The sequence below is a fragment of the Bradyrhizobium sp. SZCCT0231 genome (assembly GCF_018130245.1).
GTDB classification, from domain to species: domain Bacteria; phylum Pseudomonadota; class Alphaproteobacteria; order Rhizobiales; family Xanthobacteraceae; genus Bradyrhizobium; species Bradyrhizobium japonicum_F.
Genome location: NZ_JAFCKP010000001.1, coordinates 1,090,263 through 1,113,049, shown reverse-complemented (window position 1 = coordinate 1,113,049; position 22,787 = coordinate 1,090,263). Strand labels below are relative to the sequence as shown.

Below are 22,787 nucleotides of genomic sequence, written 5' to 3'. Positions count from 1 at the left end.
TATACCACCCGATTGTCCTAGCCGCGTCCGATGCTTACATTGCTCCGACGGCACCGCTGAAGCAAAGTGCGCCGGTCGCCGTAAGTGACAAGGCATTTGGTATGAACGGACCTTCCGTGAGCCCCCGCGCCGCGCTGTCGAGCGCGATGACCGATCCGTTCGGACGGACCATCACCTACTTGCGCGTTTCCGTCACCGACCGCTGCGACCTGCGCTGCTTCTACTGCATGTCGGAAGACATGACGTTCCTGCCCAAGGCGGACCTGCTGACGCTGGAGGAACTCGACCGATTGTGCTCGGCCTTCATCGCCAAGGGCGTGAGGAAGCTGCGGCTCACCGGCGGCGAGCCCTTGGTCCGCCGCAACGTGATGACGCTGGTGCGCTCGCTGTCGCGGCATCTGTCGAGCGGCGCCCTCAACGAGCTGACGCTGACCACCAACGGCACCCAGCTTGCGAAGCACGCGCGGGAACTCGCCGATTGCGGCGTCCGCCGCATCAACGTCTCTCTCGACACGCTCGATCCCAAGAAGTTTCGCGAGATCACCCGCTGGGGCGAGATCGACAAGGTGCTCGAGGGTATCGAGGCCGCGCGCGCCGCAGGGCTTGCCGTGAAGATCAACGCCGTCGCCCTGAAGAACCTCAACGAGGACGAGCTGCCCGAGCTGATGCGCTGGGCCCACGGCAAGGGCATGGGCCTGACGCTGATCGAAGTGATGCCGATGGGCGAGATCGGCTCGGGCCGGATCGACCAGTATCTGCCGCTGTCGCTGGTGCGCGCCCGCCTCGCCCAGCAATTCACGCTGACGGATCTGGCCGAGAGCACCGGCGGTCCGGCCCGCTATGTCAGCGTCGCCGAGACCGGCGGCAAGCTCGGCTTCATCACGCCGATGACCCATAATTTCTGCGAATCCTGCAACCGGGTGCGCATCACCTGCACGGGAACACTGCACACCTGCCTCGGCCACGAGGATGCCTCCGACTTACGCAAACCTCTGCGTGCATCGAGCGACGACCTGTTGCTTGCGGATGCGATCGACCGCGCCATCGGGCTGAAGCCCAAGGGGCACGATTTCATCATCGACCGCCGCCACGACCGCCCCAGCGTCTCCAGGCACATGAGCGTCACCGGCGGCTGACACCCGTCGGACTACGGTCTTATTCCCCTTAACTATCAACAAACTTCCGATTGACTGGCGGCACGCCCGCTGGTTTGGTGCGCCTGCCTCATGCCTGCGCGGCGAGACAAGCCACGCGCCTAGATCGGCGCAGTCAAGACGGCCGGGGCACAATCGGGGGAGGACCTATCGTTGCAAGCGCTCCTAAAGTTGAGCAGCAGGATTGATGCGTTCACGCGCTGGACGGGCAAGCGCCTGGCATGGCTGATCGTGCTCGCCGTGATCATCTCGGCGGTCAATGCGGTCGTCCGCAAGTCGTTCGACACGTCGTCCAATTCGTGGCTCGAGCTGCAATGGGTGCTGTTCAGCGTCGTCTTCCTGCTCTGCTCGCCATGGACGCTGCTCGATAACGAGCACATCCGCATCGACATCGTGAACAACGCGCTGCCGAAGACGGCCCGCAACGTCATCGACGTGGTCGGTCACTTGTTCTTCCTCATTCCGCTGTGCATCGTGATGATCATCACCGGCGTGCCGTTCTTCCTTCGCTCGTTCCAGATCAACGAGCAATCCGGCAATGCCGGCGGCCTGCCGCAATGGCCTGCCAAAGCCCTGATCATGATCGGGTTCGCTTTCCTGCTCGTGCAAGGCATCTCCGAGCTGATCAAGCGAATTGCGGTCATGCGCGGATTGATGCCGGATCCCCATGACTCGCAAGTGTCGGCGCTGGAGGCGGAAGTCGAGCATCTCGTCGAAGCGATCGAGAAGAAGTAGCCGTTGGCGACGGTGTAGGGGAAATCATGACCGCATTCATCATCGCCAATATGGCGCCCATCATGTTCGCGTCGCTGGTCGTCGTGCTGCTGCTCGGCTATCCCGCGGCATTCTCGCTCGGCGCCGTCGGCCTGTTCTACGCCGTGGTCGGCGTCCAGCTCGGCCAATTCCACCCCGACTTCCTGCAGGCCCTTCCCGAGCGGGTCTACGGCGTGATGAACAACGACACGCTGCTCGCCATTCCCTTCTTCACCTTCATGGGACTGGTGCTGGAGCGGTCGGGCATGGCCGAGGATCTGCTCGACACCATCGGCCAATTGTTCGGAACCATCCGCGGCGGTCTCGCCTATGCCGTGATCTTCGTCGGCGCGCTGCTCGCCGCGACGACCGGCGTGGTCGCCGCCTCGGTGATCTCGATGGGCCTGATCTCGCTGCCGATCATGCTGCGCTATGGCTATGACCGCCGCGTGGCCGCCGGCGTCATCGCCGCCTCGGGCACGCTCGCACAGATCATTCCGCCTTCGCTCGTCCTGATCGTGATGGCCGACCAGCTCGGCAAGTCCGTCGGCGACATGTACGAGGGCGCCTTCGTCCCGGGCCTCGTGCTCGCAGCCCTCTATGCCGGTTACGCTTTCCTCGTCAGCATGATCTTCCCGAAGGCCGCGCCGGGCCTGCCGAAGGAGGCCATCGGCTTCCGCGAAAGCGATGGCAGCCGCGGCCTCGTCTCCCTCGGCATGCTGTTCCTCGCGAGCTGCGTGTTCGGATGGTTCATGATGCGCAATTCGAGCGTGCATGGCGCCGACTACGTCGTGCTCAGCATGTTCTACGGCATCATCTTCGCGTTCGTCGTCGCCGTGCTGAACTGGGTCATCGACAAGCTGACCGGCTTCCGTTTCCTGTCCAAGATGGCGCAGCAGACCACCTTCGTCATGGTGCCGCCGCTGTTCCTGATCTTCCTGGTGCTGGGCACGATCTTCATCGGCATCGCGACGCCGACCGAAGGCGGCGCGATGGGTGCCGCCGGTGCCCTCATCCTCGGCGCCGCGAAGCGCCGGCTGAGCTGGGACCTGATCCGGCAAGCCACGGAATCGACCGCCAAGCTGTCGGCCTTCGTCGTGTTCATCCTGGTCGGCGCCCGCGTGTTCTCCCTGACCTTCTACGGCGTCAACGGGCACGTCTGGGTCGAGCACCTCCTGACCTCCCTCCCCGGCGGCCAGATCGGCTTCCTGATCTTCGTCAACGCGTTCGTCTTCGTGCTGGCCTTCTTCCTCGACTTCTTCGAGCTGGCCTTCATCGTGATCCCGCTGCTCGGACCTGCGGCCGAACACCTCGGCATCGACCTGATCTGGTTCGGCGTCATTCTCGGCGTCAACATGCAGACCTCGTTCATGCATCCGCCGTTCGGCTTCGCCCTGTTCTATCTCCGGTCGGTCGCGCCGAAGGAACGATACACCGATCGCGTCACCGGCAAGAGGATGGACCCTGTGACCACGGGCCAGATCTATTGGGGCGCGGTGCCATTTGTCGTCATCCAGATCATCATGGTCGGTCTGGTGATCGCCTTCCCGTCGATGGTGATGCACTACAAGGGCGTCCAGTCGAACATCGACCCCTCGACGATCAAGATCGAGGTGCCGCAGATCGAGCTGCCGCCCCTGGATCTCGGCCCGCCGCAGAAGTAAGTGGTTCTAGCAGCGAGCGCCGATGCCCTCCTCCCTTCTCCCCTTGTGGGAGAAGGTGGCATAGACGGCCTTTAGGCCGCCGTTCCAAAGGAGCCGTGGTGGAAGGCATGGGCCTGTCGGGCTTCGGCGCGCACTCCAACGATGCCGAATATGTTCAGGTCAACAGCATCGTGCCGCGGCTGTATCTGGCGACGCGCATGATCATGGACCTGTCCACGGGCAAGCTGAAATAGCGGCTCCGTCGCCGCGATTGACCCTCAGCGTCGACCAGAGCGAAGCTCTCAAGTCAGAAACCGAAGGCGTTCAGACATCGTCTTCGAAATGACGTCCGGCGTATGCGATTGTGACAATCTCCACCTCCGTCTTCAGGACACGGAAGCGGCTGGTGCCACGTTTGGGAAAGGTGGCGAGAGCCATGCATGCCTTCTCGATACGGTCGATATAGCCGCCTGCAATTCGATAGCCGGCACGTTCTGCGATGTACTCGTAAAGGCCAACCAAATCGGCCTCCGCCTCCGGTCGGAATACGACCTTAAGCGCCACGCTTGGTTGCCTTCACGTTTCTCGCGTGACGAGTCCGCAGGCGCTTGAAAACATCGCTCGCATGAACGCTGGGGCGGGGATCCTGGACCGAAGCTCGAACCTTGGCCGCCAGATATTCGTCAAGCGCGGCATCCTGCCGATCGAGGGCGCGGAGGGCCGAGCGCATGACTTCGCTGGCAGAAGCATATTCGCCTGACTTCAGGCGGGCTTCCAGGCTCGCGAGCTGCGGGCCAAGAGTCACGGTAATCGGCTTGCTGGTCCGCATGTGGTTCCCTTTCAGCGCTTTATAGCGCAAGATATGACACTGTCATACATCCCTCAAGCGCCATCCGAGCCTCCCCTGCTCCCCGTGTGGAGAAAAGGTGCAGTGTCATTGCCGTGCCGGTTCCTCCCCCACCATGACCTTTCCCGCCAACCTGAACCGCAGCGTGAACTCCGCACCGCCTCCGGGAAGGTTCTCCACCGCAACCGTGGCAGCGTGATCGTCCGCCACCGCGCGCACAATCGAGAGTCCCAGTCCCGCACCGTCGCTGCGCCGGCGGTCGGCGCGCCAGAAGCGCTGGAAGATCAGCTCGCGCTCGGCTTCCGGGATGCCCGGCCCGTGGTCGCGTACCCGGACCGAACCATCGTCGCGCACCTCGACATCGACGGAGGTGTCCTTCGCGGTGAACTTGATGGCGTTTTCGGCGAGGTTGAAGATCGCGCGCTGGAGCATCTCGGAATTGCCGTGGACCAACACCGGCGCGTCCGTGCCCTTCAGCGCGATGTCCTTGTGCTGTGCAATCGCGAACGGAGCGATCGAACCGACCACCTCGGCGCAGACGGCGCGCAGATCCGCGGTCTCGTCGGGATCGAGCACCAATGTGTCGAGCTCGGCGATCTCCAGCAACTGGGCGACGAGGCGGCTCATGGTTTCGATGTCGGCATGCAGCGCCTGCCGTGCCGCACGGTCGTCGAGCGTCTCGATCCGCGTGCGCAGGATCGTGAGCGGCGTACGCAGTTGATGCGCGGCGTCGGCCGTGAATTGCCGCTGCACCCGAAAGCCGGCCTCGAGGCGGTCGAGCGCCTGGTTCACGGCGGTGACCAGCGGCATGATCTCGCGTGGGATCTGTGCCGTCGGCAAGCGGATGTCGGTCCGCGCCGGGCCGATATTGCTGGCCTCCTCGGACGCCTTCCACAGCGGCGCGATCGCGCGGCGGAAGATGATGATGTCGGTGGCAAGCAGGACCAGAAGGATCGGGATGGTGATCCACCCTACCCGCCGGAAGAAGTTCGAGACGATGTCGTCGATGATGACGTCGCGGTGCGCGAGGTCCTCGGCAACCTGGATGCGCACCGTCCTGCCGTCGATGTCGCGGGCGACGCCGGCGCCGGAAATGGTGTCAGACAAGCGCGGCGCCGCCACCGCCGGGGAACGCCGGTGGGAGGAGAACAGCAACCGGCCCTCGGCGTCGCGAATGTCGTACTGGTAGCGGCCATAGGCCTCTGAATAGAGGCCCTTGAGGCTGTCGGGCAGATTGAAAGTCAACGTGCCGTCCGGCTGCGCAACGATGCGCCCCGCCAGCACTTCGGCCTGGGCGCGCATCGCATCGCGATGCAGCTGGTCGATCTCGGAATTGAGCAGCCAGAACAACACCAGCGGCAGGAAGATCGCGACCACCGCCACCGCAACGATGTGGAGGAACACGATGCGCCAGATCAGCGATTTGAACGTCGGCGACCTGCCATAGGACCCGGCACGGGACCCGATCTGGGCCACGCTATTTCTCCACGTCCATGAGATAGCCGACGCCGCGGATGGTATGGATCACGACCTTGGCGCCGTGTTCGGCGAGCTGCTTGCGCAACCGCGACACATAGACCTCGATCGCGTTGGACGCGACCTCGCCTTCGAGCCCGAAGATATGGTCCTCGACGTTCTTCTTCGGCACCACCCGCCCCTGCCGGCGCAACAAAATCTCCAGCACCGAGGTCTCGCGCGCGGAGATGATCCGCGGCTGGTCGTCGACGAAGATCTGGCGGCTCTCGGTGTCGTAGACGAGGTTGGCGAGAGTGAGCGAGCGGCCGAGCAACTGGCCGGGCCGGCGCAGGATGGCCTCGAGCCGCGCCACCAGTTCCTCCATCGCAAACGGTTTTGCGAGATAGTCGTCGGCACCGCTGCGCAGGCCGCTGACGCGATCCTGCACGCCGCCGCGCGCGGTCAGCACCAGCACCGGCAGCGGCTCCATCTTGAGGCGCAGCTCGCGCAGCACCGACAGGCCGTCACCGTCGGGCAGGCCGAGGTCGAGGATCATCGCGGCATAGCTGACGCTGCTCACCGCCTCGCGCGCCTCGGCCGCGCTGCCGACGATGTCGCTCTCGTAGCCGGCCGCCGCCAGCCCGCCGGCAACGAGCCGCGACAGCTCGGCATTGTCCTCGACGATCAGAAGGCGCATCGTAGTCCCAACGGATAATCAGGTCGCCGCACGGCCCGCGCGGTATCTTCGCTCTCTTCCACCATTCGGGGCGCCTCGGCTAGCGAAAAAGTGTCCGACGGCCGTCCGCCCTGTCAGCTTCGTGTAAGCCGGTCGAGCCCGGACGATCCGTTCCCTTCTGGACATCAGCGCAGAGCAGGTGAGCCTTCTAGCTCCGCGCCTCGAAATAGGTGCAGAGCAAGGTCGTCTCCTTCTCCGCTATGGATTTTCGAAAGAGCCGGCACTTGAAATGACGGTCTTTCCCCGCTCCGGTCTCGACCAGGAACATGCATTGGTTGCAAACGTCCGTATGATGACGGCGCTCGGCAACATCGAGCCCCACCAGGACGCGGCGAAGCGTGTCGCGCAGCCGAGATCGATCGGAGTCCTCGAGTGCCACGAGCTGATCGCGCAGAGCGTTGATCGGATCGCGCTCCAGGAACTTCTCTCCCTCACGTGTGATACATAGCGTGATCGAGCGTTTATCCTCCGCAGAGGGCTTACGGACCACCAATCCCTTCTCCAGGAGCACGGCGGCAATCTGCGATGCGACGCTGCGAGTAGTACCCAGAAAGGCCGCGAGAGCAGTCGGCGTCTTCGAGAACCTGTTTGCAAGGGCGAGAAATCGCAAGGCCATCCATTCGCGATCGCTCAGACCCGAACGACTACCTTCAAAAAGCCAACTGCCGGCCGATTGCACCAGGAGTTGTACGATTTCATTTGCCATTCTCATTGATGAGTCCCCAACGGAAACGGCCGCCTTGGCTTCTCGATCAAGGATCGAGAGCCGCCGTGTTCGATGAAAGCTGGATTCCCGTCGGGACTGGTTGAGTTCGGTAAGCAGTACCGCGAAGTCGGAGCGGCGGTGAAACCCACCTGATGCTGCCGCGACTTCAGCCCGATTGCCAGATTCCGATAGCCTGATCATTCCACGAAAGGAACACCGAAAAACTACCTACCGCGCTGACTCGAGATGAAGTCTCGCTGCTACGCCGCTGAGAATCTTATGCGAGACTCCGGACGTCTCACTGTGCAGGACTGATGGGCCACATCTGATGGGTAGCCGACCTCTTGTCAGCTTCGTGTAAGCCAATCAGAAGGGTTCTGCCAAAGCCGCACACATTGGCCATGACCGCTGCTCGTCCTCCGCGAGAGCTTGCTAGCTTTGCAGATATCAGCAAGTCTCCACATCAGGCCAAAGGCTGAGCTTATGAGCAAACCTGTGAAGACTGAAGGCGAACTCATCGCCATGGCGAAGGGCCGAGTTGAGGGTTCGAACTGCCACCGCCACTCGATTTCGGCCAGCCGAAGAATTGATCCACGGAACATCTGCTTCTGAACGGGGTTGATCCAAGGCTGAGGACAAGGCTCAGGATTGGCGCCTGGAGCAGCCCGATGCCGTACTTCCCAACGGACCAAGACCGAGACCTCCGCATCTGCAAGGTGCTCTCTGACGTCTTCTGCGCGATCTTGCTCGGCACCTTCTCAATCGTCTTTTTCGGCTGGCTCGGCGGCATCGCCGCCTTCGTCATCCTCGAAGCTGGCCTGCTCGGACTCGATTGGCTCATGCCAAGCGCGAAAGACGCGGCAGGCGTCGTTCGCTAGCCGCTTTCCTGATGCTCGGACGCCGCCGACAAGCGAACCTCTGACAACGACAAGAGCGAACTCGGCTGCTGCAGCTAGTCTGGTCCGGCCCAGTGCTCCCGAAACGCCACTCTGAGTTCAGCCAGTTGATCGTTCGTCGCTCCTAACTGTGCGTCGGCCCTATTCGTGGGCACGTCTATGTACGCGATTGGCTGATCAAACTGGCACGCCGTGAAGTCGTATCGCTCGCCTCCGATCCGGTTGTAGAAATGATCGCCGGCCGGAAGAGGCGTCTTCAGCAAGTCACCGCCGAAGAGCTCGTGAACGAGCAGCGAGGTGACGTTGCATTGTCCTGCCGCCGGATTGCTCGCCGTCCATTGGCTGGCCGTCGACAGCGACCACGCCCTGCGCAGTGCGCTTTGAACTTGATCGGGATCGAAGCTCATCGGATCCCCCGGCTCCGGCACCGAGCCGAAAATTCGGATTATGCGATGATGAGCTTCTACCACTGTTTTGCCCGACGCATCAAGTGAGTTCGGCAATTCCGCAGAAGCTCGCGCTGCGCCGCCAAGTCATTGATAAACCTGTCCCCGCCTACTGTGCATGGGGTTGTTTTCGATGTTTTTGTTTGGACGTCCTTCCGGAACGCTGAAACGACGACGCCCCGGAGCCTTCCCTCCGGGGCGCTGTCTGCGACAGGTGGCGTGATCAGCTCTGCGAGCGCCGCGCCATGAAGATGTCGTAGCCGACCTCGGCGACCTGGAACCAGGAGTAGCCGTCGCTCGTGAACTTGGAAAGCGAGTCGTGCACCTTCTTGAAGTTGGGGTTGGTCGCAGCGACTTCGGCGTGCAACTCCTTGGCGGCCTTGAAACAGGCATCCATGATCGAGGGCGAGAAGGCATGCAGCTTGGTGCCGCCCGCGAGCAGCTTCTTCAGCGCCAGCGGATTGGCGTTGTCGTAGCGTGCCATCATGTAGTTGTTGGCGTAGTGGCCGGCCTGCTCCAGCACGCTCTGGTAATATTTCGGCAGCGCGTTCCATTTGTCGAGGTTGACGAAGGCGAGCAGCATCGGCCCGCCTTCCCACCAACCGGGATAGTAGTAGTGCGGCGCGATCTTGTAGAAGCCGAGCTTCTCGTCGTCATAGGGCCCGACCCATTCGGCGGCATCGATGGTCCCCTTCTCCAGCGCCGGATAGATATCGCCGCCGGCGAGCTGCTGCGGCACCACGCCGAGCTTCTGCAGCACGCGGCCGGTGAACCCGCCGATGCGGAATTTCATGCCCTTGAGATCCTCGGGCGTGTTGACCTCTTTCCTGAACCAGCCGCCCATCTGGCAGCCGGTGTTGCCCGCGAGCAGCGAGACGACGTTGTAGCCCTTGTAGAACTCGTTGAGAACGTCGCGGCCGCCGCCCAGCATGTACCAGGCCTGGTTGATGCGCATGTTGGGACCGAACGGCACGGCCGAGCCGAAGGTGAAGGTCGGGTCCTTGCCGAAATAATAGTAGGACGCGGTGTGGCCGATCTCGCAGGTGCCGTTCTGCACGGCGTCCAGCACCTGGAGGCCCGGCACGATCTCACCGGCCGCGAAGATCTGAATCTGGAATTTGTTGTCGGTCGCCTCCGCGACCATCTTGCACATCATCTCGGCGCCGCCAAACAGCGTGTCGAGCGATTTCGGCCAGCTCGTCGGCATGCGCCATTTGATTTCCGGCATCGACTGCGCGATCGCGGGAGCCGCGAGCGTGGCGGCACCGGCCGCACCAAGTCCTGTGACCTTGATGAAGTCTCTTCTCTTCATGATTTCCTACCCTGATGGATCTGCTTGTGGAGCCTTCTTGCCGAGGCTTTGAGGACAGCATGGAACATCGGCGGGCCGAATGCCATCCCGATCGCACCGTGATCGCAAAGAAAAAGCCCGGCCTCCTGGGAGACCGGGCTACTGGTCTTACGACTTAAGCCGCAGATCAGCCGCGGGTGCGCGAGCGGATCATGAAGCTGTCATAGGTGTATTCGGCAACCTGCCACCACAGATATTCGTCGGAGCGGTAGGCCTGCATGGCGTCGATCGACTTCTTGAAGTCGGCGTTCTTGGCCGAGGTCTCCGCCCACAATTCGTTGGTCGCCTTGAGGCAGGCTTCTAGCACCTCGTTGGTGAACGGGCGAAGCTGGGTGCCGCCGGCGACCAGGCGCTTCAGCGCCGCCGGGTTCTGCATGTCGTAACGCGCGGCCATCCAGCTGTTGGCATTGGCCATCGCGTTGGTGAGGATCGCCTGGTAGTTCTTCGGCAGCGCATTGAACTTTTCCAGGTTGGCGAAGGCGTGGACCATCGGACCGCCTTCCCAGAAGCCCGGATAGTAGTAGTACTTGGCGACCTTGGCGAAGCCGAGCTTCTCGTCATCGTAGGGGCCGACCCATTCGGCGCCGTCGATGGTGCCCTTCTCCAGCGCCGGATAGATGTCGCCGCCGGCGAGCTGCTGCGGCACCACGCCGACCTTCTGCAGCACCTGGCCGGCGATGCCGCCGATGCGCATCTTCAGGCCGGAGAGATCGGCAACGGTCTTGATCTCCTTGCGGAACCAGCCGCCCATCTGGGCGCCGGTGTTGCCGCAGGCGAAGCCGATCACGTTCGACTTCTTGAAGAACTCGTTGCCGAGCTCCATGCCGCCGCCCTGGTACCACCAGGAGTTCTGCTGCCGCGCATTGAGGCCGAACGGCACCGAGGCGTAGATCGCAAAGGTCGGGTCCTTGCCGACATAGTAGTACGAGACGGTGTGGCACATCTCGACCGTGCCGTTCGAGGTCGCGTCGAGCGCCTGGAGGCCGGGCACGATTTCGCCGGCGGCGAACACCTGGATCTGGAACTTGTTGTCGGTCATCTCAGCGACGTATTTCGCCACCTGCTCGGCGGCGCCATAGATGGTGTCGAGCGACTTCGGGAAGCTCGAAGTCAGGCGCCACTTCACCTCGGGCGAGGACTGCGCGATCGCCGGCGAGGCCACCGCGGTCGCCGCCGCGCCTGCTGCCGACACTTTGAGAAAATCACGACGCTTCATCTTCAGGTCTCTCCTTGCTGGGGCGTTTCCCCTTGACTTCTCTTCTTGCCGCCGCTCATTCCGGCGACGCGTTGGGACCGCGTCGAACCGAAGGGGCTTGACTGCCGTGGGCCTTTAACACGGAAGTCCCGCTTGCGGAACGCGACAATGGCATGACGGGGCTCTACGAAAGTCGCATGTCCCAGGGGCCTGCGGCCGGCCGGTTCAGGCTGCGGCAATGACGCCCTTGAGCTGGTCCCGGACCTGGCCCGCCATGGCGCGGTAGATCGCCGCATGAGGGCCGTCCGGCTCGCTGTCGACGACGGGATTGCCGGCGTCCGAGGTGGCGCGAATCGCCATGTGCAGTGGGATCTCGCCCAGGAATGGTACCCCGAGCTTCTCGGCCTCGTGCCGCGCCCCGCCATGGCCGAAAATGTCCGACTTGGTCCCGCAATGCGGGCACTGGAAGTAGCTCATATTCTCGACGATGCCGAGCACGGGCACGTTGACCTTCTTGAACATGGCAAGCCCCCGCCGCGCGTCGATCAGGGACAGGTCCTGCGGGGTCGAGACGATCACGGCCCCCTTGAGCGGCACGTTCTGCGCCAGCGTGAGCTGGGCATCGCCGGTGCCCGGCGGCATGTCGACGACCAGCACGTCGAGCTTGCCCCATTCGACGTCACGCAGCATCTGCGTCACCGCCGACATCACCATCGGGCCGCGCCAGATCATCGCGGTTTCCTCCTCGACCAGGAAGCCGATCGACATGATGGCGAGGCCGAAGCGCCGAAGCGGAATCATCTTGCGCTGGTCGTTCAGCTCCGGCTTGTCGCGCAGGCCCGTCAGGCGCGGCACCGAGGGGCCGTAGATGTCGGCATCGAGCAGCCCGACCTTCAGGCCGAGGTCGCGCAGGCCGAGCGCCAGATTGAGCGCGGTGGTCGACTTGCCCACCCCGCCCTTGCCGGAGGCGACCGCGATCACGGCGGCAACGCCGGGGATTTCCGACTGCCGCGCCATCGGCGACCCACCGCCCTGCGGCGGCTTGTGGGCATGGACCGGCTGCACGCCGGGCGTGCCGCGGCTCGGCTGCGGGGGTGGCGGCGGCGCGGAGCCCGGCTTGCGCTCGGCGGTCAGCGCCACCATGGCGGTGGTGACGCCGGGAATGGTGCGCACGGCAGCCTCCGCTTCGGCCCGGACGGATTCCCAGGCCCTCGCCTCGGCGGCATCGACATTGATCGAGAAGAACACCTTGCCGTCCGACGCGCTGATCGCGCTCAGCACATTGGCATGGGTGAGCGCGACCCCGCGGGGCGACTTGACCCTGGCGAGGCTGTCGAGAACCTGTTGCTGCGTCACGCTCAAAGCGCATCTCCTAGAGTTGGGAATGCCCCATTAGAGCGGAAACGCCCAAAAGGCTACTGCCTGCCGATATCGTCAGCCTTTTCCGCGGGCGCCGCCCCCTGCTCGCTGGCGGCCTCGTAATTCAGCTCGATCATGACCCCATTGGGGTCGTGGACGAAGATCTGCCAGAGATCGCCGCCGGGCACCTGGCGGGCCTCGAACTTCATCCCCTTGGATGCCAGCCGCTGTTTCATGCCGTCAAAGCCGCGACTGACGAAGGCGACGTGGTGGACGACGCCGGAATCCGGCTTTTGTGGCTCGGCGGTCGCAGAAATGTCGACGAGGTGCACCACCGGTTTACCCTCGCTGTACATCCAGGCGCCGGGGAAGGCGAAATTGGGCCGTGCGCCTTTTTCCAGGCCCAGCACGTCCGCGTAGAAGCGGACGGTCTCGGCCAGATTCCGGGTCCGGATGTTGAAATGATCGAGGACGCCAACGCTCACGCCGCCCATGCTCTCGCTCCCTTTTTTGAAGTTCTTGGGTCCGCCATCCTAGCACAGGGGGCCGCCAAACGAAGCCGTTGCCCTCCGGCCTCAAGGGTTTAAGGTGCGCCTCCAATCCGCCCTCACCGCGGAACCCAGGCGCCCCTCGCCTGGCAAGAACCGTAAAACCCAAACTACGGACAAGGTACCACAGATGGCTAAAGTCGCTTTCCTCGGTCTCGGCGTGATGGGCTTCCCCATGGCCGGACACCTCGTGAAAAAAGGGGGCCATGAGGTCACCGTCTACAACCGCACCGCGGCCAAGGCGAAGGAATGGACGGACAAGTTCGGCGGCAAGACCGCGCCGACCCCGAAGGCCGCCGCCGAAGGCCAGGATTTCGTGATGTGCTGCGTCGGCAACGACAACGATCTGCGCGCGGTCACGATCGGCCCCGACGGCGCGTTCGCCGGCATGAAGAAAGGGGCGACCTTCGTCGACCACACCACCGCCTCCGCCGAGGTCGCGCGTGAGCTGGACGCAGCCGCCACCAAGGCCGGCTTCAAATTCGTCGACGCCCCGGTCTCCGGCGGCCAGGCGGGCGCCGAGAACGGCGTGCTGACGGTGATGTGCGGAGGCGCGCAGGACGCATATTCGGGCGCCGAGCCGATCATCACAGGCGCCTATGCCCGGATGTGCAAACTGCTCGGGCCCGCCGGAAGCGGCCAGCTGACCAAGATGGTCAACCAGATCTGCATCGCCGGTCTGGTGCAGGGTCTCTCCGAGGGCATCCACTTCGCCAAGAAGAGCGGCCTCGACGTCGCCGCAGTGATCGAGACCATCTCGAAAGGGGCCGCGCAATCCTGGCAGATGGAGAACCGCTACAAGACCATGAACGAGGGCAAGTACGATTTCGGCTTCGCGGTCGAATGGATGCGCAAGGACCTCTCTATCTCGCTGGCCGAGGCCCGTCGCAACGGCGCCAGCCTGCCTGTCACCGCGCTGGTCGACCAGTTCTACGCCGAAGTCGAGAAGATGGGCGGCAAGCGCTGGGATACGTCGAGCCTGCTCGCACGCCTGCAACGCTGAGGCCCTGTTGCGGCCTCTTCTAGGGCCGCGCAGCATCGTACTTCGTCGCGACTCCGGCCGCGACGACGTCCAAAGCGCGCAAACCGAAACAATCATAAACTTCTGGGGGAGCCTTGCTTAGCGTGATCGCCGCCATCCACGTCGTTGCCGGCGTCGCGCCGGAGCTCCGACCCGGAATCGCCGGGAATGCCGCGGGTGGTGCCTGCCGGCGGGGAGCCCGCCTCATGGTTCGCCTGCTCCCCGTCGCGCTCCTTATCCTTATTGCATCACCTTCGCAGGCGCTCGCCGCATCGCTCGACGGGGCGAGCATTCGCCCGCAATGGGCGCTCCCCTTCGCCGGCATGCTGCTGTCGATCGCGATATTTCCACTCGCAGCGCCTCACTTCTGGGAGCACCACCAGGGCAAGATTGCTGCGATGTGGGCCGCCCTGATCGTCCTGCCGCTTGCCGTCTGGTACGGCCCGCTTCCAACCATCCAGGCACTCGTCCATACCGCGCTGCTCGAATACATCCCCTTCATTCTGCTGCTCCTCGCTCTGTTCACCGTGGCCGGCGGCATCGTGGTGCGCGGCAATCTTCACGGCTCCCCGGTTCTGAATACGCTACTGCTCGCTCTGGGCACTCTGATTGCGAGCGTCATCGGCACGACCGGCGCCTCGATGGTCATGATCCGGCCGGTCATCCGCGCCAATGACGACCGGCGGCACAACGCGCACGTCGTCATCTTCTTCATCTTTCTGGTGTCCAACATCGGCGGCTCGCTCTCTCCCCTGGGAGATCCGCCGTTGTTCCTGGGGTTCCTGCGCGGCGTGGACTTCTTCTGGACGACGACGCACCTGTTCCCCCAGACCACGTTCGTGGCCTGGATTTTGCTCGCCCTGTTCTTTTGCATCGACACTTATCTTTATCGCAAGGAAGGCCGCGTCAAACCGGACCCGACTCCGGACAATCCCTTGCGGATCAGCGGCGGCCTCAACTTCGCTCTGATGGGAGTCATCATTGCTGCGATCCTGTTGAGCGCCAAGCTCGACCTCGGCGGATTTGAGGTTCTCGGCACGCACCTCCAGCTGCAGAATCTTCTGCGCGATGCCGTCATGATCGGCGTCGTGTTTGCATCTCTTGCCGCCACGCCGAAGGAGGACCACGACGCGAACGGCTTCTCTTGGGGCCCCATGATCGAAGTGGCCAAGCTGTTCGCCGCCATCTTCATCACCATCATTCCCGTGCTTGCGATCCTCAACGCCGGCAAATCCGGCGCGTTTGCCTCCGTCGTTAACATGGTCACCAACGTCGACGGCACGCCGAACAATGCCGCCTATTTCTGGTTGACCGGCTTGCTCTCATCCTTCCTCGACAACGCGCCGACCTATCTGGTTTTCTTTGAGCTTGCTGGAGGCGACGCCAAGCATCTGATGACGAATGGCGCCATGACCCTGGCCGCGATCTCCGCAGGTGCGGTGTTCATGGGCGCAAACTCTTACATCGGTAACGCGCCCAACTTCATGGTTTACGCGATCGCGCGAGCGAGCGGCGTCGCAATGCCGGGCTTCTTCGGATACATGGCCTGGACCTCCATCCTCCTGCTGCCGGTGTTCGCGCTGGTCACGCTCGTTTTCTTCAGGTGAAGGGGCTGCGGGTTCCGCGAGCGAGCTCGGAACCGGACATTGGATTAACGCCGGGTTAACGTAATTCTTTAGCTCCTTAAGTCAGCTCTTAAGGATTTCTTGCCAGAGATAGACAACGCAGAAGTCCCGCGCCCGGCGTGGGCAGGAATTGTGTTGTTTGATGAGTAACCCCGCTGAAAAGCCCGAGGTTGTGCAGCTGCCGGCCGAGCCGGTGAGCGCGCCATCGGCGAGCAGCCGAAGGGCTGCGGCGCAGCGGGTGCGCGAGGCGCGGGACAAGTTAACGTCGACCAGTGGAACCCGGCCGGCTTTCGACGCCGAGATGCTGCGGCAATACGCCCAGACCCGGCTGTCCGCCTCCTATGTCGTGATGCTGCTGGTGGTGGCCACCGGCGTGCTGTTCGGGCTGTGGATGCAGCCGGTCCCGGCCGCGGCCTGGACCGTCGGCATGCTCTGCATCCACAGCGCCATGATCCGCAGTTGCCGGCGCTTCCTGACCGAGCCCGCCTCGCCCGCGGCGACGCGCGCGTGGCGGACGCGCTTCGTCGTGCTCGACCTGCTCTATGGTCTGTGCTGGATGGCGATCCTGATCCATCCCGTGCTCGACATGGTCACGGAAACGCTGATGATGTTCCTGATGCTGCTGGTGATCGCAGTATCGAGCATGCTCGCCGCCAACCTGCCGATCGCAGCCCTTGCCGCCACGGCGCCGGTCGCGGTTGCGATGGCGCTGAGCTTCGCAGTGACCGGTTCGCTGGACAACTATATCCTGGCCGCGCTGGCGCTCGCCGCCGAAGGCTATTTCGTCCTGCTGGCGCACCGCCTCCACTCCTCCACCTTCGCCACGCTGGAAGCGCGCGCAGAGAAGGACGCGCTGATCGGCGAGCTGGAACAGGCCAAGGCGATCTCGGACGAGGCGCGCCACCGTGCCGAAGCCGCCAACGTCGCCAAGTCGCGCTTTCTCGCCCAGATGAGCCACGAGCTGCGCACGCCGCTGAATGCCATCCTCGGCTTCTCCGAGGTGATGAAGAGCGAAATTTTCGGCGCGCACGCGGTGCCGGTCTACAAGGAATATTCCGCCGACATCCATAATTCCGGCGTGCACCTGCTCAACCTCATCAACGAGATCCTTGATCTGTCGCGGATCGAAGCCGGCCGCTACGAACTCAACGAGGAAGCGGTGTCGCTGGTCGGCATCGTCGCCGACTGCCATCATTTGATGAAGCTGCGTGCCTCGAGCCGCGGCATCACCATCCACGAAGTGTTCGAGCAGGCCATGCCGCGGCTCTGGGCCGACGAGCGCGCGATCCGGCAGGTGGTGCTCAATCTGCTCTCCAACTCGATCAAGTTCACCCCGCAGGGCGGCGAGATCTGGCTCAAGGCGGGATGGACCGCCTCGGGTGGACAGTATCTCTCGGTGAAGGATACCGGCTCCGGCATCCCCGAGGACGAGATTCCGGTCGTGCTCGCCTCGTTCGGCCAGGGCTCCAATTCGATCAAGTCGGCTGAACAGGGCGCCGGCCTCGGCCTGCCGATCGCCAAGAATCTGATCGACCTGCATGGCGGCACGTTCACGTTGAAATCGAAGCTGCGGATCGGCACCGAGGTGATCGTCACCTTCCCGCCGGAGCGTGTGATGAGTGCGCTTGCCCCGCTGTCGGATGATTCTCCTCCGCTCCAGCCGGAGAGTTCCGGCCTGCCCGACGAGAAACGCCGGCCGCGCCACAAGCCGATCATGAGTGCGGGCACAGGCTCTTAACGAGATGCTTGCAGAGATGTCCGACGATCCCTCACTATGTCCGAATGAGCAAAGAAACACCGTGCATCGCCGTCTGCATGATCGATCCCAAGACCAAGCTGTGCTTCGGGTGCGGCCGGACCTTGCCCGAGATCGCGCGCTGGCATGCCATGGAAAGCGCGGACCGGCTCGCGATCATGGCCCTCTTGCCGGCGCGCATGACGGAAGCTGGACTTGCGCCGATCGCGGGATCGCCGAAACGCATCTGAGCCGCCCGTGGGCCGTCGGAGGCGCGCGATGATCCGCTTCCTGCTCGTTCTGGTCATGCTCGCCGGCACGGCAGGTGCCGTGGTCGCCTATGGCGACGCCGACCAAATCGCGCGGGCCAGCCACAAGGTCTCGCACATTTTCCGCGGACAGACCGCCTCCCCTGCACCGGCCGTACAGATCCCGCGCGGCCAGGGCGGCGAATTCACGCTGCGTGCGAAGATCAATGGCGTCACCGCACCGATGGTGATCGATACCGGCGCGACATCGGTGGTGCTGACCTGGGAAACCGCGAAAGCGATCGGATTGCCGCTCGAGATGCTCGAATATGACGTCGATCTCGAAACCGCCGGCGGCCATACCAAGGCGGCCCGCCTCACGCTCGATCGTCTCGCCGTCGGCCACCTTGTCGAAAAATCGGTGCCCGCTCTCGTCGTCCAGCGTGGACAGATGAAAACCAATCTGCTCGGCATGAGCTTCCTCGACCGCCTGGAAAGCTGGGGCGTGCGCGCGGACAAGCTGATGCTGACAGGGTATCCCGAGCTGCAGGGCAGTCCTCGCCGCTCGCGCACGGCAGTCGACTAGCTGACTTACGCAGCCTCCGCCGGCGCGCGTGCACCGATGCGCGCGATCGCATCGCGCAACACATCGAGACCGGCACCCGGCTTCACCCCCTGCTCGGCCAAATGACGCCGAAAGGCCCGCGCGCCCGGCACGGCATGGAATGCGCCGACGAAATGCCGCGTGATCGCATGCAACCGCGTTCCGTGCGCGAGCTGCTGCTCGATATAGGGCATCATCGCCTCGATCGCATCCTGCATGGTCGCATGCGGCGCCAGCCCGCCGAAGATTTCGTGATCGACCGCGAGCAGCCGCCACGGCTCCTGATAGGCGGCGCGGCCGAGCATCACGCCGTCGACATGGGCAAGATGCGCCTTTGCCTCGTCAATGCTCCGAACGCCGCCATTGATGATGACGGGCACACCAGGCATCGCGCGCTTGAGCCGATAGACGCGAGCATAGTCGAGCGGCGGGATGTCACGGTTCTCCTTCGGCGACAGGCCGTTGAGCCAGGCCTTGCGCGCGTGCACGATCAGCGCATCGCAGCCGGACTCCACCACCGCACGCGCGAGCGCATCGAGCGCGACCTCCGGATCCTGGTCGTCGATCCCGATGCGGCACTTCACCGTGACGGGAACGGCGACCACGCGCTTCATGGCGTCAACGCACCTCGCCACCAGCTCCGGCTCCGCCATGAGGCAGGCGCCGAAACGGCCGTCCTTCACACGATCGGACGGGCAACCGACATTGAGATTGATCTCGTCATAACCGAACGCCTCGCCGATCCGCGCGGCCTGCGCCAGCTCCTGCGGATCCGACCCGCCAAGCTGAAGCGCCACCGGATGCTCGCATGCGTCGAACCCAAGCAGCCGCTCCCGGTCGCCATGAATGATTGCGCCCGTGGTGAGCATCTCCGTATAGAGCAGCGTCCGTCGGGTGAGGTGACGGTGGAACACCCGGCAATGCCGGTCCGTCCAATCCATCATGGGCGCGCACGAAAATTTCCAGCCTAAGCCATTCATTTTATTGATCTATTTTTGCTTTATTCCGCCCCATGAGGGATTGGACCGACAGGGAAATCCAGCGGCGAGCCTTGATATATTTTGCCTCTTCCCAGAATGATACCCCTCGGTTGGAAGGCCAAAATGGCAGACCTGAATTCTCAGTGCGCACATGATGTACGCCAAAGCCCGGGTGCACACGCACGGTGGCGTCCACTCAGTTCCTCTGAAAATTGGTGCTTTTCCGCTGGAGCCATTCCCGCCTCCATTCACATTGCGACCCGAACAGACAAAGAGAACGCTAAGAACGACCCACATTCAATCGGAATTGGCAAACAGCTTTAGCAATGAAGTCAGCGTTGATCCAACGTCCCGACGAGTAAATTACATGCGCCGCAACGTGAGCGCAGTTAAGGAAACGCCTCAATAGAGCGTGAGGGACATGATGAAATTGGATCACTTCATGCAATCGGCGTCGCGGGACCACGACGACCCCTCACCTTCACGGTAATGCCAGGAAGAAGGCCCACAGCGACATCATTCGACCTGAATGTGAACGCCGCCACGCGCAGTCTGCTCGACGACGGCGTCGATGCCATAGACCTGCCTCAGTGTCGGCGTCGTGATCACATCCCGTGGGTGGCCATGCGCGAACAGCCGCCCCCCGCTCAAGACCGTCACCGTATCGGCCCATGATGCGGCGGCCTGGAGATCGTGCAGCACCATGATCACGATCGTGCCCTTGCGCGCCTCCTCCCGCACATTGCCGATGACCTGCTGCTGATAGCGTAGATCGAGCGCGCTGGTCGGCTCGTCCAACAGCAGCAGCCGTGGCTGCCGCACCAGCGCCTGCGCGAGGCTGGCCAACTGACGCTGGCCGCCGGAAAGCGTGTCAAACGGCTGAAGCGCGAGATCGAGGATTTTCAGGCGATCCAGCGCTTCGAGCGCGCGCTGCTGCGCATCGACACTCGTCCCCTCCGTATCCATCGGCGAGGCGCGCAGGACCGCGATGACGGCCTCGACGACCGTGAGCGACAGCCGCTGCGGCGCAAACTGCGGCATGAAGGCGACCTTGCGCGCCCGCTCGCCGGTCGGAGCATCCAGCAAGTTTAATCCGTCCAGCCGCACGCTGCCGCTGGCCGGCAACAGCCCCGCGAGCACACGCAGAAGCGTGGTCTTGCCGGCACCGTTCGGCCCCACCAGCGCGGTGATGCGCCCCTGCTCGATCGGCGGCAGCGACAGGCCCGTCAGCACCCCGCGCCCGCGGTAACCTGCCCACACATTTTGGATGTCGAGGCTGGCCATCGTCAGACCGTCCGGCGCCGACTGAAGATCAGCGAGAAGAACACGGGCAGCCCCACCATCGCAGTTACGACCCCGATCGGAAGCAGCACGCCCGGAATGATCGTCTTGGATGCGACCGAGGCCAGCGACATGATGGCCGCCCCGGTCAAGGCGCTGGCGGGCAACAGAAGCCGGTGATCTTCGCCGATCACGAGCCGTGCGATGTGCGGGCCCGCAAGCCCGACGAAGCCGATCGTGCCGACGAAGGCGATCGCGGTCGAGGTCATCAGGCTGACGCGCAAGAGCGCCATCAGGCGCAGCCGCGTGATATTGATACCAAGGCTGCGTGCGCGGTCTTCGCCGAGCCGCAACGCCATCATCAGCCAGGCCGCGCGCTGGGCGAACGGCAAGGTGACGAGGAGCGCGACGGCGAGCACGCCCACCTTGTCCCAGCTCGCGCGCGACAGGCTGCCCATGGTCCAGAACACGAGTTGCTGAAGCGCCTGCTGGCTCGCCAGAAACTGCGTCAGCGCGACCAGCGCGTTGAAGGTGAAAAACAGCGCGATGCCGCACAGCACAAGGATGTCCGTCCCCGAGCCGCGCCAGCGCACCACCGCTTGCAACACCAGGACGACGATCGTCGCGAACACGAAGGCGTTGGCCGAGATCAGCCAGGCCTGCGGCACGCCGGGAATGCCGACCCCGAGCACGATCGCCAGCGCCGCACCGAATGAGGCCGCCGACGACACACCGAGGGTGAAGGGACTTGCGAGCGGATTATCGAGGATCGTCTGCATCTCGGCGCCCGCGGTCGCGAGCGCCAGCCCGACCAGGACGGCCAGGACGGCCTGCGGCAGGCGAACCTCCCAGAGGATCGCGGCCTCCGACGCAGCGAGCGAGTCCGGCCGAAAGATGCCACCGAGCGCACCGGCAAGCCCGAGCCGCGACGGGCCGGTGCCGAGATCGGCAACGAAAGCGGCGAGTGCAACCAGCGCCAATAGCGCAAGCCAAGCGAGCCGGCGCCGCATCAGCGCGCGATACGCGGCAGCCGTTTTCGCCTGCAGGTCGGGCGATGTATCCCGCTGCCCCAGGCCGAGATGCGGCGAAACGGCACTCATTTCTGATCGATCCAGTACACACCTTGCAACGGCACGGCGAGGAAGCGGGCATTGAGCTCCGCAATCGTCGCATCCGGATCAATATCGCGCGCGGTTTGCGGGTCAATCCACCGCGCCAGTGCTTCGGCCGCGACGATGTTGAGCGGCGTCGAGATGAGGTTGTGGAACAGGCCGTGGACGCGGCCGTTGCGCACGGCGTTGAGGCCGGCGAAGCCCGGCCGCGCCACCACCGCGGCAAGCCGTTCGCGAATGGTTACGGCCTCGAAGCCGGGACCGATGACGAGCCCGCCCGATGCTCTCAGGTGGGCACCGCCCGTGCCGATATAGACGTCGGGATTGGCCGAAATGACATATTCGAGGCTGAGCTGCGCGGTCGGCCCGGGCGCGACCGAGGCCGAGATACTGTCGCCGCCGGCAAACGCAACGAACCTACCGATATTGCCGGCACCCGGCGCGTGGCAGCAATCGGTGACGCCGGCATGCGCCTCAAACAGCACGCGTGGACGCGGCCCGGCCGCGCGCGCGACATGCTCCGCGATGCGCTTCATGTGCTGTTCGTAGAATTCGGCAAATTCATTGGCTCGCGCATCCCGCCCGATCACCCGGCCGAGGATACGCACGCTCGCGACCGTGTGCTCGAATGGCGCGACGAAGAAGTCGGTGAACACGACCGGGATGCCGGCAGCCTCGAGCTGCCGCGCCACGTCGTTGGCGCGCCCGCCGGGCGCAAAGCTGACGCCGAGCACGGCGACGTCGGGCTTGATCTCGATGGCGCGCTCGACAGGGAACGTGCCGTCGCTGCCGATTCCGAGCACCGGGACCTGGTCGATCTCCGAAAACTTCTGGCGGTATTGCGCGTAGCTCTCGCTGTCGTTGCGGCGGAAATCGCCGAGCCACGCCGCCATGAAATCGACCGGCTTCGAATCGAGCAGCGAGAGTGCGATGATCTGACGGCCCTCCGCGAGCAGCACGCGCTTTGCCGGACGCGGAAGACTGACCGTCCGTCCGGTGATATCGGTGACGACGACCGGCTGGTCCGTCGCCATAGCTGGTCGCGGCCCGAATGTGAGGTGTGCAGTTGCGAGTACAGCAAGAGCGATGGTC

Annotated in this window: 23 protein-coding genes and 1 pseudogene; 10 read left to right on the top strand and 14 right to left on the bottom strand. The window is 63.8% G+C overall.

The window, feature by feature from the left end:
- Positions 1-101 precede the first annotated feature (101 nt).
- The 4 genes and pseudogenes from moaA to JQ566_RS04975 form a co-directional block, all read left to right on the top strand.
- A complete protein-coding gene (moaA, locus tag JQ566_RS04990) occupies positions 102-1,136 on the top strand; it encodes a GTP 3',8-cyclase MoaA (RefSeq protein ID WP_212370640.1) in 1,035 nt (344 codons plus the stop codon).
- Positions 1,137-1,307: 171 nt separating this feature from the next.
- The gene (locus tag JQ566_RS04985) at positions 1,308-1,889 is read left to right on the top strand and encodes a TRAP transporter small permease subunit (protein ID WP_212370638.1); all 582 of its coding nucleotides are present in this window, start codon (positions 1,308-1,310) and stop codon (positions 1,887-1,889) included.
- Positions 1,890-1,915: 26 nt separating this feature from the next.
- Complete coding sequence (locus tag JQ566_RS04980) at positions 1,916-3,571, top strand: TRAP transporter large permease (RefSeq protein WP_212370636.1); 1,656 nt, start codon at positions 1,916-1,918, stop codon at positions 3,569-3,571.
- Positions 3,572-3,651: 80 nt separating this feature from the next.
- Positions 3,652-3,804 (top strand): annotated as a pseudogene (locus tag JQ566_RS04975) (M20 family peptidase); the annotation flags it as partial.
- Positions 3,805-3,874: 70 nt separating this feature from the next.
- On the opposite strand, the gene JQ566_RS04970 reads toward JQ566_RS04975, so the two are convergent.
- The 5 genes from JQ566_RS04970 to JQ566_RS04950 all read right to left on the bottom strand — a co-directional run bounded on the left by JQ566_RS04970 (position 3,875) and on the right by JQ566_RS04950 (position 7,495).
- Positions 3,875-4,114: a type II toxin-antitoxin system RelE/ParE family toxin gene (locus JQ566_RS04970; RefSeq protein WP_212370634.1), complete on the bottom strand. Its 240-nt coding sequence runs from the start codon at positions 4,112-4,114 to the stop codon at positions 3,875-3,877.
- Positions 4,104-4,379 (bottom strand): ribbon-helix-helix domain-containing protein, encoded by a 276-nt coding sequence (locus JQ566_RS04965; protein ID WP_212370632.1) that lies wholly within the window; start codon positions 4,377-4,379, stop codon positions 4,104-4,106. Before JQ566_RS04965 ends, JQ566_RS04970 begins: the two co-directional genes overlap by 11 nt.
- 105 nt (positions 4,380-4,484) lie before the next feature.
- Positions 4,485-5,873, bottom strand: coding sequence for a sensor histidine kinase (locus JQ566_RS04960; protein ID WP_212370622.1), 1,389 nt, complete (start codon positions 5,871-5,873; stop codon positions 4,485-4,487).
- Position 5,874: 1 nt separating this feature from the next.
- Positions 5,875-6,549, bottom strand: coding sequence for a response regulator transcription factor (locus JQ566_RS04955; protein WP_212370620.1), 675 nt, complete (start codon positions 6,547-6,549; stop codon positions 5,875-5,877).
- Positions 6,550-6,736: 187 nt separating this feature from the next.
- The gene (locus JQ566_RS04950; RefSeq protein ID WP_349643299.1) at positions 6,737-7,495 is read right to left on the bottom strand and encodes a MarR family winged helix-turn-helix transcriptional regulator; all 759 of its coding nucleotides are present in this window, start codon (positions 7,493-7,495) and stop codon (positions 6,737-6,739) included.
- 467 nt (positions 7,496-7,962) lie between these two features.
- Here JQ566_RS04950 and JQ566_RS04945 point away from each other — a divergent pair, with 467 nt between their 5' ends.
- On the top strand, positions 7,963-8,172 hold the full coding sequence (locus tag JQ566_RS04945) for a hypothetical protein (RefSeq protein WP_212370619.1): 210 nt from the start codon (positions 7,963-7,965) through the stop codon (positions 8,170-8,172).
- A gap of 74 nt (positions 8,173-8,246) precedes the next feature.
- Here JQ566_RS04945 and JQ566_RS04940 read toward each other — a convergent pair whose 3' ends face one another.
- From JQ566_RS04940 to JQ566_RS04920, 5 genes are all read right to left on the bottom strand, one after another.
- Positions 8,247-8,597 carry a YunG family protein gene (locus JQ566_RS04940; protein ID WP_212370618.1) on the bottom strand — a complete coding sequence of 117 codons (351 nt, stop codon included), beginning with the start codon at positions 8,595-8,597 and terminating at the stop codon, positions 8,247-8,249.
- Between the two features lie 262 nt (positions 8,598-8,859).
- Positions 8,860-9,948: a TRAP transporter substrate-binding protein gene (locus tag JQ566_RS04935; RefSeq protein WP_212370617.1), complete on the bottom strand. Its 1,089-nt coding sequence runs from the start codon at positions 9,946-9,948 to the stop codon at positions 8,860-8,862.
- Positions 9,949-10,114: 166 nt separating this feature from the next.
- Positions 10,115-11,203 carry a TRAP transporter substrate-binding protein gene (locus tag JQ566_RS04930; RefSeq protein WP_212370616.1) on the bottom strand — a complete coding sequence of 363 codons (1,089 nt, stop codon included), beginning with the start codon at positions 11,201-11,203 and terminating at the stop codon, positions 10,115-10,117.
- Positions 11,204-11,407: 204 nt separating this feature from the next.
- Positions 11,408-12,544, bottom strand: coding sequence for an Mrp/NBP35 family ATP-binding protein (locus JQ566_RS04925; RefSeq protein WP_212370615.1), 1,137 nt, complete (start codon positions 12,542-12,544; stop codon positions 11,408-11,410).
- A gap of 53 nt (positions 12,545-12,597) precedes the next feature.
- Entirely contained in the window at positions 12,598-13,035 is a 438-nt protein-coding gene (locus JQ566_RS04920; RefSeq protein WP_194387951.1) for a VOC family protein, read from the bottom strand.
- A 184-nt stretch (positions 13,036-13,219) separates the two neighbouring features.
- Here JQ566_RS04920 and JQ566_RS04915 point away from each other — a divergent pair, with 184 nt between their 5' ends.
- The 5 genes from JQ566_RS04915 to JQ566_RS04895 all read left to right on the top strand — a co-directional run bounded on the left by JQ566_RS04915 (position 13,220) and on the right by JQ566_RS04895 (position 18,304).
- Positions 13,220-14,092 carry an NAD(P)-dependent oxidoreductase gene (locus JQ566_RS04915; RefSeq protein WP_212370614.1) on the top strand — a complete coding sequence of 291 codons (873 nt, stop codon included), beginning with the start codon at positions 13,220-13,222 and terminating at the stop codon, positions 14,090-14,092.
- 224 nt (positions 14,093-14,316) lie between these two features.
- The gene (locus tag JQ566_RS04910; protein ID WP_212371500.1) at positions 14,317-15,717 is read left to right on the top strand and encodes a sodium:proton antiporter; all 1,401 of its coding nucleotides are present in this window, start codon (positions 14,317-14,319) and stop codon (positions 15,715-15,717) included.
- Positions 15,718-15,877: 160 nt separating this feature from the next.
- The gene (locus JQ566_RS04905) at positions 15,878-17,473 is read left to right on the top strand and encodes a sensor histidine kinase (protein WP_212370613.1); all 1,596 of its coding nucleotides are present in this window, start codon (positions 15,878-15,880) and stop codon (positions 17,471-17,473) included.
- Positions 17,474-17,517: 44 nt separating this feature from the next.
- Positions 17,518-17,721, top strand: coding sequence for a DUF1289 domain-containing protein (locus tag JQ566_RS04900; RefSeq protein ID WP_212370611.1), 204 nt, complete (start codon positions 17,518-17,520; stop codon positions 17,719-17,721).
- A gap of 28 nt (positions 17,722-17,749) precedes the next feature.
- Positions 17,750-18,304, top strand: a complete 555-nt coding sequence (locus JQ566_RS04895) for a TIGR02281 family clan AA aspartic protease (protein ID WP_212370609.1) — start codon at positions 17,750-17,752, stop codon at positions 18,302-18,304.
- 5 nt (positions 18,305-18,309) lie between these two features.
- On the opposite strand, the gene dusA is transcribed toward JQ566_RS04895, so the two are convergent.
- The 4 genes from dusA to JQ566_RS04875 form a co-directional block, all read right to left on the bottom strand.
- Positions 18,310-19,302: a tRNA dihydrouridine(20/20a) synthase DusA gene (gene dusA, locus JQ566_RS04890; protein WP_212370608.1), complete on the bottom strand. Its 993-nt coding sequence runs from the start codon at positions 19,300-19,302 to the stop codon at positions 18,310-18,312.
- Between the two features lie 516 nt (positions 19,303-19,818).
- The gene (locus tag JQ566_RS04885) at positions 19,819-20,586 is read right to left on the bottom strand and encodes an ABC transporter ATP-binding protein (protein ID WP_212370606.1); all 768 of its coding nucleotides are present in this window, start codon (positions 20,584-20,586) and stop codon (positions 19,819-19,821) included.
- A 2-nt stretch (positions 20,587-20,588) separates the two neighbouring features.
- On the bottom strand, positions 20,589-21,593 hold the full coding sequence (locus JQ566_RS04880; protein WP_249139285.1) for a FecCD family ABC transporter permease: 1,005 nt from the start codon (positions 21,591-21,593) through the stop codon (positions 20,589-20,591).
- Positions 21,594-21,679: 86 nt separating this feature from the next.
- Positions 21,680-22,729: an ABC transporter substrate-binding protein gene (locus tag JQ566_RS04875; protein WP_249139193.1), complete on the bottom strand. Its 1,050-nt coding sequence runs from the start codon at positions 22,727-22,729 to the stop codon at positions 21,680-21,682.
- Between the last annotated feature and the right edge of the window lie 58 nt (positions 22,730-22,787).

What these genes read in the sequence shown, in the direction of transcription:
- moaA (WP_212370640.1), top strand. Translation starts at nt 102, where the DNA reads ATGAACGGACCTTCCGTGAGCCCCCGCGCCGCGCTGTCGAGCGCGATG.
- JQ566_RS04980 (WP_212370636.1), top strand. Translation starts at nt 1,916, where the DNA reads ATGACCGCATTCATCATCGCCAATATGGCGCCCATCATGTTCGCGTCG.
- JQ566_RS04965 (WP_212370632.1), bottom strand. Translation starts at nt 4,379, where the DNA reads ATGCGGACCAGCAAGCCGATTACCGTGACTCTTGGCCCGCAGCTCGCG.
- JQ566_RS04955 (WP_212370620.1), bottom strand. Translation starts at nt 6,549, where the DNA reads ATGCGCCTTCTGATCGTCGAGGACAATGCCGAGCTGTCGCGGCTCGTT.
- JQ566_RS04950 (WP_349643299.1), bottom strand. Translation starts at nt 7,495, where the DNA reads ATGATCAGGCTATCGGAATCTGGCAATCGGGCTGAAGTCGCGGCAGCA.
- JQ566_RS04945 (WP_212370619.1), top strand. Translation starts at nt 7,963, where the DNA reads ATGCCGTACTTCCCAACGGACCAAGACCGAGACCTCCGCATCTGCAAG.
- JQ566_RS04940 (WP_212370618.1), bottom strand. Translation starts at nt 8,597, where the DNA reads ATGAGCTTCGATCCCGATCAAGTTCAAAGCGCACTGCGCAGGGCGTGG.
- JQ566_RS04935 (WP_212370617.1), bottom strand. Translation starts at nt 9,948, where the DNA reads ATGAAGAGAAGAGACTTCATCAAGGTCACAGGACTTGGTGCGGCCGGT.
- JQ566_RS04930 (WP_212370616.1), bottom strand. Translation starts at nt 11,203, where the DNA reads ATGAAGCGTCGTGATTTTCTCAAAGTGTCGGCAGCAGGCGCGGCGGCG.
- JQ566_RS04920 (WP_194387951.1), bottom strand. Translation starts at nt 13,035, where the DNA reads ATGGGCGGCGTGAGCGTTGGCGTCCTCGATCATTTCAACATCCGGACC.
- JQ566_RS04915 (WP_212370614.1), top strand. Translation starts at nt 13,220, where the DNA reads ATGGCTAAAGTCGCTTTCCTCGGTCTCGGCGTGATGGGCTTCCCCATG.
- JQ566_RS04910 (WP_212371500.1), top strand. Translation starts at nt 14,317, where the DNA reads ATGGTTCGCCTGCTCCCCGTCGCGCTCCTTATCCTTATTGCATCACCT.
- JQ566_RS04905 (WP_212370613.1), top strand. Translation starts at nt 15,878, where the DNA reads ATGAGTAACCCCGCTGAAAAGCCCGAGGTTGTGCAGCTGCCGGCCGAG.
- JQ566_RS04900 (WP_212370611.1), top strand. Translation starts at nt 17,518, where the DNA reads ATGAGCAAAGAAACACCGTGCATCGCCGTCTGCATGATCGATCCCAAG.
- JQ566_RS04895 (WP_212370609.1), top strand. Translation starts at nt 17,750, where the DNA reads ATGATCCGCTTCCTGCTCGTTCTGGTCATGCTCGCCGGCACGGCAGGT.
- dusA (WP_212370608.1), bottom strand. Translation starts at nt 19,302, where the DNA reads ATGAATGGCTTAGGCTGGAAATTTTCGTGCGCGCCCATGATGGATTGG.
- JQ566_RS04885 (WP_212370606.1), bottom strand. Translation starts at nt 20,586, where the DNA reads ATGGCCAGCCTCGACATCCAAAATGTGTGGGCAGGTTACCGCGGGCGC.
- JQ566_RS04880 (WP_249139285.1), bottom strand. Translation starts at nt 21,593, where the DNA reads ATGCGGCGCCGGCTCGCTTGGCTTGCGCTATTGGCGCTGGTTGCACTC.
- JQ566_RS04875 (WP_249139193.1), bottom strand. Translation starts at nt 22,729, where the DNA reads ATGGCGACGGACCAGCCGGTCGTCGTCACCGATATCACCGGACGGACG.